General features: G+C 35.6%; 16 protein-coding genes. All 16 read right to left on the bottom strand.

Annotated elements, in window-relative coordinates; all coding sequences use genetic code 11:
• Nucleotides 1-22: 22 nt before the first annotated feature.
• On the bottom strand, nt 23-1,219 hold the full coding sequence (locus PQF96_RS03835) for a C1q-like domain-containing protein (RefSeq protein ID WP_271765137.1): 1,197 nt from the start codon (nt 1,217-1,219) through the stop codon (nt 23-25).
• A gap of 291 nt (nt 1,220-1,510) precedes the next feature.
• Nucleotides 1,511-5,701, bottom strand: coding sequence for a baseplate J/gp47 family protein (locus tag PQF96_RS03840; protein WP_271765138.1), 4,191 nt, complete (start codon nt 5,699-5,701; stop codon nt 1,511-1,513).
• 22 nt (nt 5,702-5,723) lie between these two features.
• Complete coding sequence (locus tag PQF96_RS03845; protein ID WP_271765139.1) at nt 5,724-6,146, bottom strand: hypothetical protein; 423 nt, start codon at nt 6,144-6,146, stop codon at nt 5,724-5,726.
• A 22-nt stretch (nt 6,147-6,168) separates the two neighbouring features.
• A complete protein-coding gene (locus PQF96_RS03850) occupies nt 6,169-6,585 on the bottom strand; it encodes a GPW/gp25 family protein (protein WP_271765140.1) in 417 nt (138 codons plus the stop codon).
• Nucleotides 6,575-6,781: a hypothetical protein gene (locus tag PQF96_RS03855; RefSeq protein ID WP_109438876.1), complete on the bottom strand. Its 207-nt coding sequence runs from the start codon at nt 6,779-6,781 to the stop codon at nt 6,575-6,577. Before PQF96_RS03855 ends, PQF96_RS03850 begins: the two co-directional genes overlap by 11 nt.
• 8 nt (nt 6,782-6,789) lie before the next feature.
• On the bottom strand, nt 6,790-8,472 hold the full coding sequence (locus PQF96_RS03860) for a phage baseplate assembly protein V (RefSeq protein ID WP_271765141.1): 1,683 nt from the start codon (nt 8,470-8,472) through the stop codon (nt 6,790-6,792).
• Nucleotides 8,473-8,475: 3 nt separating this feature from the next.
• Nucleotides 8,476-9,195: a CIS tube protein gene (locus PQF96_RS03865; protein ID WP_271765142.1), complete on the bottom strand. Its 720-nt coding sequence runs from the start codon at nt 9,193-9,195 to the stop codon at nt 8,476-8,478.
• A gap of 2 nt (nt 9,196-9,197) precedes the next feature.
• The gene (locus tag PQF96_RS03870; RefSeq protein ID WP_271765143.1) at nt 9,198-9,359 is read right to left on the bottom strand and encodes a DUF5908 family protein; all 162 of its coding nucleotides are present in this window, start codon (nt 9,357-9,359) and stop codon (nt 9,198-9,200) included.
• Nucleotides 9,360-9,362: 3 nt separating this feature from the next.
• Nucleotides 9,363-9,851, bottom strand: a complete 489-nt coding sequence (locus PQF96_RS03875) for a phage tail protein (protein ID WP_109438879.1) — start codon at nt 9,849-9,851, stop codon at nt 9,363-9,365.
• A 10-nt stretch (nt 9,852-9,861) separates the two neighbouring features.
• Nucleotides 9,862-10,305, bottom strand: a complete 444-nt coding sequence (locus PQF96_RS03880) for a phage tail protein (protein WP_271765144.1) — start codon at nt 10,303-10,305, stop codon at nt 9,862-9,864.
• A gap of 108 nt (nt 10,306-10,413) precedes the next feature.
• Nucleotides 10,414-10,887 (bottom strand): phage tail protein, encoded by a 474-nt coding sequence (locus tag PQF96_RS03885; protein ID WP_271765145.1) that lies wholly within the window; start codon nt 10,885-10,887, stop codon nt 10,414-10,416.
• Between the two features lie 34 nt (nt 10,888-10,921).
• On the bottom strand, nt 10,922-12,553 hold the full coding sequence (locus PQF96_RS03890) for a phage tail sheath family protein (protein ID WP_143916004.1): 1,632 nt from the start codon (nt 12,551-12,553) through the stop codon (nt 10,922-10,924).
• Nucleotides 12,554-12,625: 72 nt separating this feature from the next.
• Nucleotides 12,626-13,402, bottom strand: a complete 777-nt coding sequence (locus PQF96_RS03895) for a hypothetical protein (protein WP_271765146.1) — start codon at nt 13,400-13,402, stop codon at nt 12,626-12,628.
• Nucleotides 13,403-13,438: 36 nt separating this feature from the next.
• The gene (locus PQF96_RS03900; RefSeq protein ID WP_109438884.1) at nt 13,439-14,083 is read right to left on the bottom strand and encodes a DUF4255 domain-containing protein; all 645 of its coding nucleotides are present in this window, start codon (nt 14,081-14,083) and stop codon (nt 13,439-13,441) included.
• A 315-nt stretch (nt 14,084-14,398) separates the two neighbouring features.
• The gene (locus PQF96_RS03905; RefSeq protein ID WP_271765147.1) at nt 14,399-15,085 is read right to left on the bottom strand and encodes a bifunctional 4-hydroxy-2-oxoglutarate aldolase/2-dehydro-3-deoxy-phosphogluconate aldolase; all 687 of its coding nucleotides are present in this window, start codon (nt 15,083-15,085) and stop codon (nt 14,399-14,401) included.
• 1 nt (nt 15,086) lies between these two features.
• Nucleotides 15,087-16,091, bottom strand: coding sequence for a sugar kinase (locus PQF96_RS03910; RefSeq protein WP_271765148.1), 1,005 nt, complete (start codon nt 16,089-16,091; stop codon nt 15,087-15,089).
• Nucleotides 16,092-16,119 lie beyond the last annotated feature (28 nt).

Raw genomic sequence — 16,119 nt, forward strand, 5'->3', positions numbered from 1 at the left:
TAGTATGTTTTTTGGTAAACTTTTACTTCACGGCTTGCAGTAAGATGCCTTCAAAACCGGAAGCATAATTGTCATTACCCCCAGATCCAAACTGCTCTACGTGTACTTTATCTCCAGCCTGCAACAATGTAAGTACCGTTCTGGAATTCATATGAAGTTTCGTTCTAGCAATCAACCAAGAACGTTCTTGTCGTTCTTCTTCTGTAGATCCTGCTCCATTAACAAATCCAGTATCATTTAACCGCAGCTTCCATCCGACATCGCCATCATCTGTATTATGACGCATGCACATGGTAAACAGATACATTCCTTTTATCGGGGCTCTGAAATGCCTATTATCTTTGAAGTGACCTCCCATGTTATAGTTAACTTGCTTAAATTGAAGCGGGTTTTTGGTCCCTTTCATATTAGTACTAAGCGAAACTGAAAAAGCAACTACATACTGTTGCGGGATATGGATATGACCGTGTGTAGTCATTCCACCTTCTGCAAAAATTTCAAGCCTTCTTGATGACTCTTTTTGATCTGAAGACATTCCAAAAATTCGCATACCAAAGTTCTCATTTGCAGCGATTTTAGCAGAATGTTCAAATTGACCCGCATTACCCCCTCCAAACAAAATACAATTGTTTGTAATATGCATTGCCTCATCAGGTACCGATGTTTTTCCTGTTCCAGTTATGGATAATGGAGCTTTTGGTGCATTGGTACCGATACCAAGTTTTGTTTGAAAGAAACTAGCATCTTCCTTTTTCGAAACTTCAAAAATGGTAGTCCGTTCATTAGAAGTATCAATGACCGATAATAATGAGGATGTATTTTTACTTTCTACCGTAAGTTTGGATGCGGGTTCTAAGGTTCCTACACCGACATTACCTTCTCCTGATTTGATAAACAATCGACTTTGACCCGTAATATCTTTGATATTAAATCCAGGTTGATTGCTATTGGGTTCTTCTGAATTTACTCTGGGATTCAGATTGAAAGACCATTGTGGATTATCATCGGTTAAGCTTTCGTAAACATCCAGTACCTCCTGGGTGCCTAAGGGTTCCCCCTCAGCCTGTATTGATAGCGGATTGCCCTGTACTTTGGCAATACCATCTTCTGCCTGGTTGAGTCCTGCTTCTATAAAATCGGCAAACTCTTCTTGTGTCGGTTTGTCATTGATCTTAAAATATTCTTTAAGTTCTGTTCGATTTTTCTTATTGATTTCCATACGATTATATTCTTTTTGTTCTATCTTTTTTTATCTATGAACAGTTGCTCTAAAGTTGGCTAACTGGGTTTGATTTAATCTTTTAGGCTTTTTTTAAAATATTTCTCTTCGTCCCATTGAGTGATTTTATCATTAGCAATAGCGGTTGATAAAATTTTATCGAGATGCAAACAATGCTATGAACCTTAAATCGACCTCGATACAATTTTTCTCCATTATTATTCCGAAAAATCAGATTTAAAATGCATCAAGTAGATCATTACATATTTCTATTGTCTCCACTTCAAACTTTTATCGTACTATAAAGTCTTTGTTGATTTCCATATAGTTAATTCCTTCAAAACTGTCTTCTTCAAATCCACCTTCATTGACCACATATACTTCGTGTATCTGTGCTGCCACCATAATCATATCAGGTTGAGAGGGGATGACTATCGATTTTCCATCATGAAGACTTCTTACATCAGTAAACGTCTCTCCATCTTCGCTCTGAAATAACTTCAGATTGGCTACATAATCGATATAGGGTCTTTCTGCAATAAAATTGATGATCACACTGGCATGAAGTGATCCTCCGATCTGTATATCTCTATCTTCACCATATGCCCATGGTGACATAAAGCGTTTGATCTCTTCTATCAACTTGTCTTTATAAAAATCTTCATCGTATCCTTCGTAAAATTTCACAATACACTCTGTAGATACTTGCAGGTACAAAGGGTTTGTTACTACTATATCTGCATAGCTAGGCGCATGCATTTGTGCATATTTTTCAATCTGAAACAGGGTGTCAGCCGCTACCTTTGGAGCAAAGGGGTCGAAGGGTAATTTTCCTTTAATATCTGGTACCACAATCACATCTACTCCTCCTGTTCTATCTTTTGCCGGAAGACATTTAGTCTTGTATATCTGAGGAAACTGATTCAATATTAAATGTTCATAATCCCACATTGTAAGTGCCCTGTTTTTATGTCGTAACCGTTCGCTAACACGTTTGTATAATGCATCTCCGTTTTCGGCTGGTTTTCCTTTGCTAGAGGTAAAGGGTTGTGTAATCTTGGCAACCTCCCGTATTGGATTAAGCACTTCTGTAATCGTATCGATGGATAAGGGATTTTCGAAATGTGTAGGATCTACTTCTATTCCAGAAAGTGTAGCACTTAATACCTGACTTCTAATATCAATGGTATCTGATACACCATTTATATCTTTAAAAACACATATTTTAATCCAATGTAAATCGTTAGGCATTAAGGTGCCACCGGTAGTTGCATCTGCAGGTATTTTTATTTTTACAATCCCTGTATTTACCAATCCATTTGTTGTATCTTCTAAAATTCCTGAAGGTGTTATAACCACCCATTCATTATTTCGAATATAACTCCACTGCAATTCAGGTTTTTGAATATCGGGATCAGCACTCCCTTCTGCCATCTGAAACAAAATAGATAGTATCTGTGGCGCTTTCAATTGATCGATTCCCAGATACAACGAACCTTCATCTGTATAAACAGGTATTAGATTTGCCTTGTTTCCTGGGGATATAAGGTCATATCCAAACGGATGTATATGCCAGATCTTGTTTGTGCTTTTTGAAGACTGTACATCTGCTGTGATATCTGCACAAGCTATATAAGAAACTCCTAGTTTTTTTAGCTTAGGCTGATATGGCAAATTAATCCGTAGATTTTTTATTTCTTCTTTTCCGGATAATGCTTGCTTTGTAAATAAAGTATTATATGCGGTATGCTGAAAATTTACAGGTGTTAATTCTATTCTAAAATATCGATCCCAGGATACTACCTCCTCTTCATCCATCTCGATATCAAAACGCTCTTTGTATTCATAATCCGGACTTGTTTCTTTCATTCTAGAAGGTATATCCGTAATCGGAATGGCACCTTCTTTTGTAAACAAAGGGAAACCTTCTGATACTTTATTTCCTTCAGTATTTTCTATCATAGTAGATAGTAACACTTCTGCATTACTATCATGAAAAAATACATCTGCTTTAAAATCACTGTCATCTTCAATAATTGCAGCATTTGTTGCTAATCGTTGTTCGATGAGTTTAGACAGCTCTTCTTCGCTAAGTGCTGCAAGTTCTTCTTCTGTGTGATTGGCCTGTATTAACCAGTAATTCTTATAATATTCTGTAAGAGATTTGGGTTGTTGTACCCATTCCAGCTCCAGATGTAAGTCTTTTATTCTTTTCTGAGCTATTTCGTCATTTGCAATATAGAAACTGCTTCCTATTTCTGGTTGGAATCCAAAAGGCTCAAAAGGTTTTTTGGTATCAATGGTATTTTGATCGTTCTGTAAAATACTCTGTTGCATTCCCTGTACATCTACCTTGATATGTGCTTTTTGTAATCCAAGGTTTATTAAATGTTGATAGCCGCTTCGGTAGCGTTCTTCCCCTTTATTTTCTTCTAAAAAATGATGAAGTGTACATACCAACGTTGGATGCTCTGATGCTACAAAAGAAGAAGATTCTGATCCAAAAGGTGTGACTGGCGAATCATTATCCTGAAGTTGTATTTTAATTTTTAAGGAATTTAGATACACCTGATCTGGTGCATATTTTTGTGCTTTCTCGACATTCTTGTCAATCAACCCTACTTCTTGAACCTCTAGTATCGAAGTATCCTTAATCCCTATAATTTTATATATTTTTTGAGTGGTATCTACGATAAATTTACCAACATCTGTGATATCAAAGCTTTGATTATCGATGCTAGTAATCGTAGTGTCATTTATTCTAATATCCAAAGCAATTTCTGAAGTCTCCCCTAAATAATTCCCTAAGGAATAGGTTACTTTATTAGGTGTAAACCACTGTTCATTACTACTAAGATAGGTCTGAAAAGGATCGTTTTTATCAAAAATCGACTGTAAGCTTTCTATCGTACGATTTTCTTGTCCCAGATCTAGTAGTATCTCAATAGTACGTTTACCATCTTGGAGCAGTAAGGTAGGAGAACTTATAGCAAAACCAATCTCAGATGGTTTTAGGGAATGATCCGATATACCTGATTGTCTATTACCAAAAGTCTTAAATCGCTTACTTTCTGCTTCTTCATCGTATTTGCTAAAAACAAATTCTTTGGCATCCGTTGTGGCATAAATATCTGATAACTTTTCTATGCTAGGCGGAAATATAGAGACCGATCGCATCTGGCGCTCAGCGAATTCTAAAATACGATATACTTTATCCCTATCATCTTTGGGAGCCTTAGCATCTGCTTGGGTTTGCATGATATGTATAAAATCAGGCTTCTCTAATTGCAGTTCTACTTTTACATACTCTAACGCTTCTTCATCTGTAGTCTGTATATCTTCGAATACCTGATCTAACAAAGTTTTTTCTCCATTATATAAGGGCAATGCATCTCCGGGATTTGGATTTCCGTATACTTTTCTCATCATTACATCAAATCCTTCAACATCCTGTAATTCTCTAAGGTTTTGTTGTCTTTGATGTATGATTTTATTCTTATAAGCCTGTTCCAAGTGCTCATATACAGGCTGCCAATCTGTAAGGATCCCTTCTTTTTCTTCTTGATGTTTTAGAAAAATAAGATCAAAATGATCTTTTTTTAAAAATAGCTCTTGGGTTACATAGGAAATCGCAGCTGAATCCCCTTGTTTCACTTCTTCATTCAGCTCAAAAATATCTGCAATCCGATTCCCTGGAAAATCCGGAAGAGCATCTCCAGGATTCGGGTGTCCCAGAGCCATTTCTATCATATCAATAAACGCTGCATCCTTGGTTTTATCGCGTTCTTGATGTACCTTTTGGATGGTAAGAAATTCTTTTGTTACAAAAACATTTTTAAGCTGTGTGATTTGAGCCTTGCTAATTACTGTATCTTCATTAGTGATGTACAGCAATTGATTACCCGAAGCATCTTCTCCAGCCTCTAATACAGTTCCCTTGTTTACTTCTAAGTATTCAGTATTCTCTTCTAACTCTAATAATACATTGACCACATCTGGCACTGCTCCTTTTATACTCAATCCGAGACGTTCTCTAAAATAAAAATCAAGATGTCTTCCTGTAAGTCCATTCATTTTGGATTTCACATGATTTAATAACTTTAAGAAAGTCATAAACAGTGCTACATGAGGTTTGGATAGTTTGGCTTTCTTTTCTGAATCGTTATAAAAACGTTCAGGATTTTCTACATATGCAGCTAATAGATCAGCCCACCGTTTTTGTTGAATCCTTCTTTCTTCCGGAGAATTTTGGTTAAATATTTGCGGATCGTCAATTAAAAAAGACTCCCAAGTAGTAGTAGGTCTGTTTTCTGTATCAAAAAACTGAAGTTCTTTGGCTATACGTTGTGCTTCGGTAATCAGTTCTTCGATGCTACGATCTTCTATCGCTACATAATCTGGACGAATCGCATCTGTATTACGATCCTGCTGACTGGTTCCGTCTCTAAGGAGTATATTATCTGAATTTTGAATATGAGTCATTGTTTCTACTACTTTACTAGGTTTAAGTGGCTTGTATTTTTGTATTCGTAGGTATTAATTCTCCTTGTCCGGGATACATCGGCACAGGGTCTGGTGCGTTCGTTGGAGGCGGTTGTTTTGCCTGTGTTGTAACTTTGAACTCAGCTATAAACATATTCCCTTTCAGAATAATACTTTTAGTACCACTTTTACTTTTTTTTGTTAATTGATCTGAACCTAATTTTTTTATGATTAAAGTTCCTTGACCTGGAACTATAAAAGGAGGTGCTACATATGAACAATTGGTCACTTCTACTTTTGCTTCATCACCGTCTACACAAACTTTTTTTCCTTTAATGGTTGCCTTTCCTGAAGCTACCATTTTTCCTGGTTGTACACTTACCAAGGCACTCCCAAATACAGGAAGAAAATTAACCTGATCACCATCTATAATTATTGTATCCATTTTTTTGTTTTGTAATTTCTTTTTAAAGATCAAATGCCACAGTGGCTGCTTCATTAACATAGAAGGGATATACCAGATTAAATCGATTGTTAGTCGTTCGGACTATATAATCCACAGCGATCTGCACCATGCCTTTTTCCGGATCTATGTCTGCGACGTCTACTGCATTTACCTGAATTCTTGGTTCATGTAATAATAGTGCACGGGATACCATATTGCTCAATTCGGTAGCAAATCGCTGATCCATTTCCTCAAACAAAAACTGAGTAAGATCACATCCAAAATCAGGATGCATCATCCGCTCATTTAAAGAAGTAGACAATAAAATCTGAAGACTTTGTTTGATATCTTCTTCTCCTGTTGTAAGTCCAACATCTGCACCTCCTCCTGAAAAAGAAGGAGGGAACGCCCAACCGTTTCCTAAAAACTTATTGTCCATCTTTTACTGACATTTTGGATGATTCACTATTTGCCATCTGGCTATTATCCTCATAGGATTTTAATTGTGAAGCTCCTTGTTGTTGTATTTTCTCTATGAGTCCTGCTACCTTGATATACGGCTGTTGACCAAGTCCAGCAAGTATTGTATTGGTTTCTGAGACCGTTAATTCGAGTTGTATATTATTTTTATCCATATGTATACTTATATTAAATCCACCTTTTTCCCTTTTATTTTAATTTTCCCTTTAGCATTAATACTAAGATCTCCCTTAGCATCTATCATGAAATCTTTAGCACTCATCAACTTGACACCATTTTTGCCTAACTCTATTATATTTCCGTGAGCATCTTCTATATTAATCTTCTTTTCTTTTTGGTTGATACAAATAGTCTGTTCATTTGTATGGTCTGTATCTGCGGTAGATAAGGTTACAGTCTCTTTTTCTTTATCAAAGAGAAGTTGAAAATTAGACTTGGTAAAAATTCCCTGGTACGTATTTTTTTTCTTTACTGTATTAGGCACTTTATTACTATGCATTGCTCCCAATACAATGGCTTGTCTAGGATCATCATTTAAGAAACCTATCACCACACGATCTCCTTTTTCTGGCGGAAAGAAAATTCCATGATCTGCTCCCGCATCCAACGAAGTAAACATCGCCAATACCCCAGTAGGTTCTCCTTCTTGATGAAACGCCGGTATATGTACCTGAAGCCTGAAGCCATGATCTGCATCTTCGATATGACCTAAAACAGTACCAATCTGCAGACCATTTACACCTGGAAGCAATCCGGCTGCTTGTGTTTCTATAACATCTGATTGAGCGCTAAACCAGTTTGCATCCATACCTATTTGTAGATAGGTATACCATCCTGAGCCCATAACGAATGTATTACGAACACCTGTGATGATGTGATTTCCGTTAAATCGACTTACATTTTCAATTTTTATCGTCTGTCCTACCTTAAGCTTTCCATTTCCATCAATTTTAATGGTTCCCTGTACTGCAGAAAGTCTGGATTTTATATACTGTGCATCCGACCAGGATTGAAGTTCAAAAGGATTTGCGGGCACCGGATGAATCAATTGTGCTTCTGTAGCTCCCACCGTATCTGATAACATCGGTACATCATACCCTATGCTTCCTAACGTTTGTTCTTCGGCTTTTTTAGGAAAACTTAATGCCAATTCTTCGCTCTTGGTATCTAAGCCAAACGTATGAATCTTCTCATATTGCCCTTGACTACTCAATTTTAAATCAAAATGTGCCAAATCAATGCCAAAGGTTAAGGTAAGATCTGGATTTTTGATATTTGGTGTTTTTACCGATAGTTCCCCATTATCAACTGCTACTAGCTGCCCATTAGCTTCTGCTCTTGATATCATAAAGTCCCAATCCGACACATAGTATTGTACCATTTGCGGATGTGTATACAACGTATCATCAATTTCGTTTACTTTTAGATCTTGGTATTTGCTAATTAGATCTTTTATGATTTTAGTGTCTGTAAGATCTTTATAGACCCTATTTTTTCGTAAACTGGTCATTTTAACACAAGGATCACAAAGCTCTATGATTAGTTCTGATTGATATTCAGATCTTTCTATTTCCTGATTAATAACAATACCTTCAAAAATCTTTTCTTCAGTAGTGTTTTTTCCTTCATATCGCATAAAGATTTCTATCAGGGATCCTGGTAAAAAAGCATCTCCATCCAGTGTTTCGAACTTTTGTTTCGCCACACAACCATCATGCAACTTCAGTTCTGCCATGGGTATTTTATTAAACTCTTTACTAGTATCCAAAGACATCAGTTGATACGTCCCCAATGGAATAACCCTTCCGTTGCTTTTGATGGTATTTGTTACTACTGTTGATGCCATATGTTATTTTTCAATTGGTGGAAAATAAATTTCTTGTCCTGGTGTAAGATTCCTAAAACTCTTAAGTTTATTAACCCGTGCTACTAATGGATAATACATAGGTGAACCATATATATCCTGACACATTAATGGTAACTGATCACCTGCTTTTACCATTCGATAATGTGTTAAATCGGGAGATTCTAATCCTAATTTTTTCTTTTGTTCATCAATTGCATCATCTTCTACAAAAGAAATATTGAGCTCTGCACGTAACGGATGTCCGCTCCTATCAAACAGGGTATAATTAATATCTAAGCTAGCCAGTCTACAATTAAAGTTTATTGTTTTCCCCCAACTCAATACCAAAAAAGGTGGTTCATGAAGTTTACCTTTGACTTTTACAATGTTTGTCAAAAAATAATCTATTTGATCTTTTACACTTTTTTGGATTCCTAATGCTAGTTTTGCTATAGTTTCCGCTCCATATTGATGTACATTAGTTCCATCAAAAATCAATTTCATTCTTACGGTAGATAATGCACTGTAGGTAAACTCAGCATCTTCCTTATTCAGAGGATTATTAGGGTTTCTAGCAAACTTATTAGTAAAATTTTGCTGCACTAATTCTGGGTTATACATCACCTCAAAATCAAGTCCATTCGCTGTTCTTTCCTGATTATCAAAAGAGGTAATTTTAAGTTTTTGGAGTTTAAAGGGTCGTAATTTATCCAATACTGACATAGCTATCTAAGGTTTTTCTTTTTCAATATTTTTAATACCTGTTGTACACATTCCTGTACCAAAGCGTTCTGTTCTTTTCCTGCAACCTGGGATGTTTCCGTATTAGATTGCTCCGTATCTGATACTATGGCTCTAATAACGATTTCTTTGATCTCAACAGCCATCTTTTATATCCTTATAATTTGAAATCGTGTATAGGCTAACTCCATAGTGTCAATAGCTACGGTATTGGATTGCGCATCCAGATCAGATACGGACCATTTTACTGGATATGCTTTTAGAAACATCCATCCTCCTATTGGAATACCTTCTTCATTAAATACAGTAACTAATACATTGGAAGGATTAAACTTAAATAATGAAAATGTCGCATTGAATTCTAAATTTAAAGGAGAAGGAATCTCACTTGTAACATATCCTCTTTCTAACACCAAATTGTTATAATTCATCATTTTTGGTGCGCGATGCATATGTAAATTTTCTCCACCTTCATTAATAGTTTCTAACTGTACATCTGTGCTAATACCACTCACTTTTTGAAACCTAAGATCAATAGGATTGGGAACTATCCCACCTGCCAAAAAGAACACTCCAAATCTGTGTGATAATGTGGGTTCCCGGTCTGCAAAATTGATTGCTTTTAAAACATCTAACATAGTGTAATCTTTAATTGTGTTTTATTCTTAAATCGTGAGCTATCAAATTCAGACTTTCAAAGGCGATTTCACTCGCACTTGCACTGAATGATGGTGCATCTAATTTGAAAGGTAATGCTCGGGAAACCTCCCAAATTACGATGCCCATCCCAGCTTCATCACATAGTTCTATTCTGATATCTTTTTTTTCTCCAGACTTGATCCAGTCATACAGATCACTGCGACGTTTGACGATCCCTCTTTTTAAGGTGATATTAATCGGTTTTCGTTGACCTCGAATCAAATGATCCCCTACAGCCCAGCTAAAGCCGTGTCTGTATAATACATGGTCATGATCAATTTCTAATCCCGAAATCTCTGAAAAAGACATGATTTCAATCCCATTAATAGTTACCTGATAATTATAAACGGGTAAGGGATACTTTTCTATAATTCTTTGTTTGTCAATTGCCACGATTTGCTATCTTTTAGATATACATTAACCCTACACCTTTCTGAGTTGGTCTAGTATGAAATTAGAATATTACTTGTTTTACTATTTTGCTACGAATGACTTTAGCGACTATGCTTCTTCCATTGTGACTCTAGATGCCATTAGATCCAAAGATTCTATAGCCACATCGTTAGAACTAGCGTCGAAAGAAGGCGCTGTAAGTTTGGTAGGAAATGCATCGATGACCTTCCAGCTTACCACGGTACTACCGGTTTCGTCTAAAAGATGTACTACAATATCTCTTTTGTCGATTTGGTTGAGTTGAATATCATTGATCCAATCATAAAAAATAGGAATACTTTTTCCTTTTACCAGTCCTTTTTTCATAGAGATGTTTACCGGTTGTATCTGCCCAGGCATATACATAATATTAGGCCCTACTTTACCTCCTGTAGCAAAGCTTTCTTTATAGGTATGTGTTTCGAAAGATAGTTCTAGCCCTGATACTTCAGAGAAACTAATTGACTCTCCATTAATATCTACCCTATAATTATAAATAGGTAATGGATAATCCGTTTTTATTTGTGCTTTTGTTAACGCCATTTTTTTATTTTTTATATGTTTTCTTCTCTATAGATTAGGCCTCCTGTAGTTTGTGGGAGAATTTTAATATGATAAACTCAGCAGGACGTACCGCAGCAAGTCCTATTTCTGCAATCATTCTTCCATTGAGAATGTCTTCTTGTGTCATCGTTTTTCCTAAGCCGATATTTACAAAATAGGCTTGTTCTTCTGTGGCTCCTGCCAGGCCACCTTGTTGCCAGATTCCATAAAGGAAACTTTCGATCATGGCCTTTACCTTTAACCAGGTTACAGCATCATTAGATTCAAAAACAGCAAACTGAGATGCTTTTTTGGTAGATTCTTCAATCATATTGAATAATCTTCTAACTGGTACATATCGCCATTCATTAGAATTTCCGTCCAACGTACGAGCACCCCATACCAAGGTTCCTTTACCTACAAAACCACGAATGGCATTGATGGATTTACCATTATTGGAATCTATATTCAATTGTTCCTGATCCTTGGATGTTATTTTCTTTACAGGTGCTATCACTCCATTTAAACTTACATTTGCAGGAGCTTTCCATACACCTCTTTCTCGATCTGTAGTTGCATAGGCACCTGCCACTGCTGGACTAGGAGGTAAGATGATTCGTTGTTTTGAGACTTCGCTCACTATTCTATTGTATAACTCCGATTGCGTTTCTTTGATAGCAAATAAATTAGTGTCTGCTCCATCACCTCCACTTACGACTAGATTCTCTGCTCTTGTATTCGATTTTACGAGCGCAGCGCTCTCTATTACAATAATGTCAAAATCACCCTTACCTGTAGAATCGTCCCAAGCTTCAATAACTTTAGATGCTTCTGTACCATCTCCTACATTGGTAATTGTCAATGTTGCTTCCTCAATACTAAAAGAGGGTGTATTACCAGATCCTTTGTTAATTTTTACTTTAGGATTATCTTGTGCAGCTCCGTTATATACGATAGTAATAGCTTCATCTATTTCTAGCTTAATGGTTTCTTGTGCTGAAGAACCAGAGATGATCACATTTTCTTCTTGATACTTGTACGTAAGTGAAGTCTGTAAATAGGGTGTATATGCTGCCCCGTATTTTAGGTTTTTAGTACCAATACCGTTTCTAAAAGTTGCAGCTCTTTCATCCTTATTTTGGATATCAAAAATGCAAAACCTGTCTTTTAATTCCTGGCATTGACTTAAGGCAGTTTGGCATACCAAATGATAATCAGCTGGTTCTAATTGAGTGGCTTCCCCTAACATAATTAAGGTAGGTTCATCTTCTTTACTTACCGCTTCTAAACCTGCCATAAAAGAAGCCGAGTTAGGCGTATCCTCATAGCTCCCGATTGATACAATATAACAATCCCCTCCGCCGTTTTTAAAATATAAATCAATCGCATGATACAAAGTATGCTTCGGAGGAGTAACGGCTATATCATTTATTACTCCTTCGTTTACAGTTACATTAAAAGATGCAGACTGAGCACCTCCAAAAAGCTCTTTGAATTCCAACAGTGTGGATATTCTATAGGCGGTATTTTTGATACTCTCACCATTTTTTTCGGTTTTCTCAGTATATCCAATAAAAGCAGGTACTGCTGTGGAAACTTCTGCTACAGATTGTGGTAATAGAGGTACTTCCTCTGTATACACACCTGGTGTTGAAAATTTAGACATATATTTAAAGTTTTAAAATATTTATAATTAGCATCACGTAAATCGATGTGATTCTTTCAGTATGCTTTTTTCTTACTTAATTTTAATTATTTGAATACCGTTTTGTTCTTCTTTTGGATTTGGTAAATGGCTCATAAGCACATCACCATTTTTGATCAATTTGATATTTTTTATAGGTTTATTGCTGTAGGGAACCAAATCTTTAGACTCAAAAGCCTTTATTTGAGTATTGGGGAAATTTAATCGTAAGGAAGTTACAATCTGATCTGTAGTATTTTCGCTAATAATCATTTCATTAAAACTGATTTGCTCGTCTCTAGATTCTAATGTTATGTTTGGATCATCTGTATTAGAAATAAAGTAATACTTCCATTGTATAGCCTTAGCAGCAAACTGGATCTGGTATGTAAATGACATGCTATCTTCCTCTAGCTGCATTTCACTTCCTTTGATTTCTACTTTTGCCAGAGCAGGAAATCCCTGACAAGTTCCTTCCTGATCAATTGCACTAGCCACTAATCCAACTTGTTTTTTATGTAATTTTTCATTGGTAAAAAGCATCATTTTACCTTCTTCTACCGTAGACATATCTGTGAATTCCCGAACCGTATCTGAAGTGGGAAAAATGTAAAAAGCAAATACATCATTCTGGATCTTTTCAGAAAAACCTGTGTTTTCTTCATCAATTCCAACGAGGCAACGTATTCCTGTGGTTGTTTTTTTAAGAAGCAATCCTCGTCTTTTTAAAAGCTCCTCTGTTTCTACTACCGGAGTGAGTAGCAAATCGGCTGTTTCTCCCGTAAAATAAGAGTGTTCTATAGTAATAGAAAAGAATTCTTGATACTTCATCATCTTGTTTTTATCTCAGCTTTATCAGCTATTTTCTTATGCTTGGTTATTTATACTATTTTCTTGTTCTGTTTCCTCATCTTCTTTGGTTTCTGGAAGAGGGTATTTTTCGCCAATTGCCAGATTGATATCTTGTAGAGGAGTTCCCACAAATTCTATACTTTGCTCATCAATAAAGGATAGTAATCGTACTCTATACAGTACTGATGGCAAGTAAGAAGTGTTTAGAGAGTGCCAGACTTGATTTTGTTCTTCTAAAGGAAGTGAAATTAGTTCTACAATCAATTTCTCTATATTTTCCTCAGAAAGTTGCGGGGAGTTAAGTGGATTAAAAATCCTATTGACTTGAAAAAATTTGATTACGTGGGATAAAAATTTTAGCGCCTGATCATATTTACTGAACTTGGATACAAAAAGAATCAAAAGCTCAATTCTAATTTCGGGATTGGTTTGTGTTCTTATACCATCTCTTACAATTCCTGAATATTGATCGGGATTTCTAAATTTTCTATCTTCTGAAATATTGATAAGAAATGGAGTAATCTTATCATTAGTAAAAGAAACTGGATCATTATTACTCGTACTAATAAATTCTATTAAATCTGATTCTGTAGTTCCTACTACATTTTTAAAATACTCATTGAGCTTATCCTTCAAAACGCTTAATACAACATCAACCATAGCACACTATAAGTTTATTAATTTTTTGTTGTATCAAAAGTAGCCCACGATGTCTTGTCTCTACTAGAACAAGTCCGGCAAATCCATAAAGATTTCCGACATAGCGATGCTAAAAATCCGACATGCTATAATATTTACGACGTTTGGCAGTGCGCTGCGCAAATTATTTTATCGAAGGGTAGTGAAACCGAAGATATTGATCGATGATTAGAAGACAACGTATATTCTTAAAACACTCCGACCTATTGTTAATTTAATAAACATAAGCAGGTTAATAAAGCCCTTAGAACATTTTGATATATAAATTTCTACATCTTAGAGATTATTTGAAGGGTACAAACTTTTATTAGCTATAAGCATAGCGTTTTTTGTCAATTTAGTAATCGTTGGATAATCAAAATTATCATTTTCATCTTTGATCATTAAATTAGATCCGATCCCTACACAATATGCTCCGGCATTAAACCATTCTCTGATGTTACTTTCTTCTGTAGTAACTCCACCACTAGGCATAATATTTGTCCAAGGACACGGAGCTTTTACTCCTTTTATAAAACCTGGACCTCCAATTTGGCTGGCTGGAAAAATTTTCACGACTTCTGCTCCTAACTCTTCAGCATAATTAATCTCTGATAAGGTTCCACATCCAGGAATCCATGCGATTTTTCTTCGATTACATACTTTTGCCATATCAGAGTTCAAAACTGGAGATACTATAAAATTAGCTCCGTTCTGCATGAAAAGAGAAGCTGTTCCTGCATCGACTATAGAACCAATACCTAATATCATTCCTGGAAGCTCTTTATTCACCCATTTGATTAATTCAGAAAAGATTTCATGTGCATGATCTCCTCGATTGGTAAATTCGAAAACTCTGGCACCCCCATCATAACAGGCTTTAATAATTTTTTTTACAATCGAAATGTCTTTATTATAAAATAAGGGGATAATCTTAGTACTTCCCATTACTTGTATTGTTTCTATTCTAGTATATTGTGACATGTTATCTTTTTATTCTTCCTGTTAAACCACCATTTACAACCAATTGAATTTCATTTTCTGTAACTAAATTAGCATCGCCTTCTATAGTATGTTTTAATGCACAAGCAGCATTAGCAAATTCTAATGCTTTTTGATCTTTATAATGCAACAATCCATGAATTAATCCAGCGGCAAATGCATCCCCTGTGCCAATTCTATCCACAATATGAGTCATCTCTAATTCTTTAGTCTCATACAACTCTTTCCCATCCCACATGCGCGATTTAATTTTATGCCAATTGGCATTAACAGAAACCCTTGTTTTATCAAAAACTCGGTTTATACTTGGAAACGCTGATATCAGATGTTTACAACTTGCTACAAATCCATTTACATCATTTTCAAAATTAGTATTTAATAATTCATTTATTTCGTTTGGGCCGCCTATAAAAGTATCTGATAACCCTACCAATTCTCCTAATATTTCTTTAGAGTTACCTCCATATTGCCAAAGATTTGCGCGATATGCAGGATCTGCAGATATAGAAATATTTTTATCCTTAGCAATTTGTAATGCTTTCTTTAATCCCTGGGAAGCTCCTTTTGACAAAGCTGGAGTAATTCCTGTCCAATGAAACCAATCGCAATCATTAAAAGCTAAATCCCAATCTATTATTTCTGAATTCATCATGGCAAATGCAGAATGAGATCTATTATAAGAAATCGTACTAGATCTCATAATTGCTCCAACTTCTAGGAAATATAATCCTAAGGGATAAGTAGAAGTCATAAGCATACTTGTATCTACTCCATATTGGTTTAAAAAACTTTTTGCTGCTTCACCAACAAAATCTTCTGGAACAGCAGCAACATGTTTAACGTCATTTCCTAATTGAGCTAATGATATTGCCACATTTACTTCGGTTCCTCCAAAATAATATTCTAATTGATTGGACTGAACTAGTTTTTTGTTCCCCAGCGGTGAAATTCTCATTAGAATCTCACCAAAAGTCATTATTTTTTTCATTCTATGTTTATAATTTTACAATCACCTT

Origin of the sequence: Aquimarina algiphila, assembly GCF_947494415.1 — a bacterium.
GTDB classification, from domain to species: domain Bacteria; phylum Bacteroidota; class Bacteroidia; order Flavobacteriales; family Flavobacteriaceae; genus Aquimarina; species Aquimarina algiphila.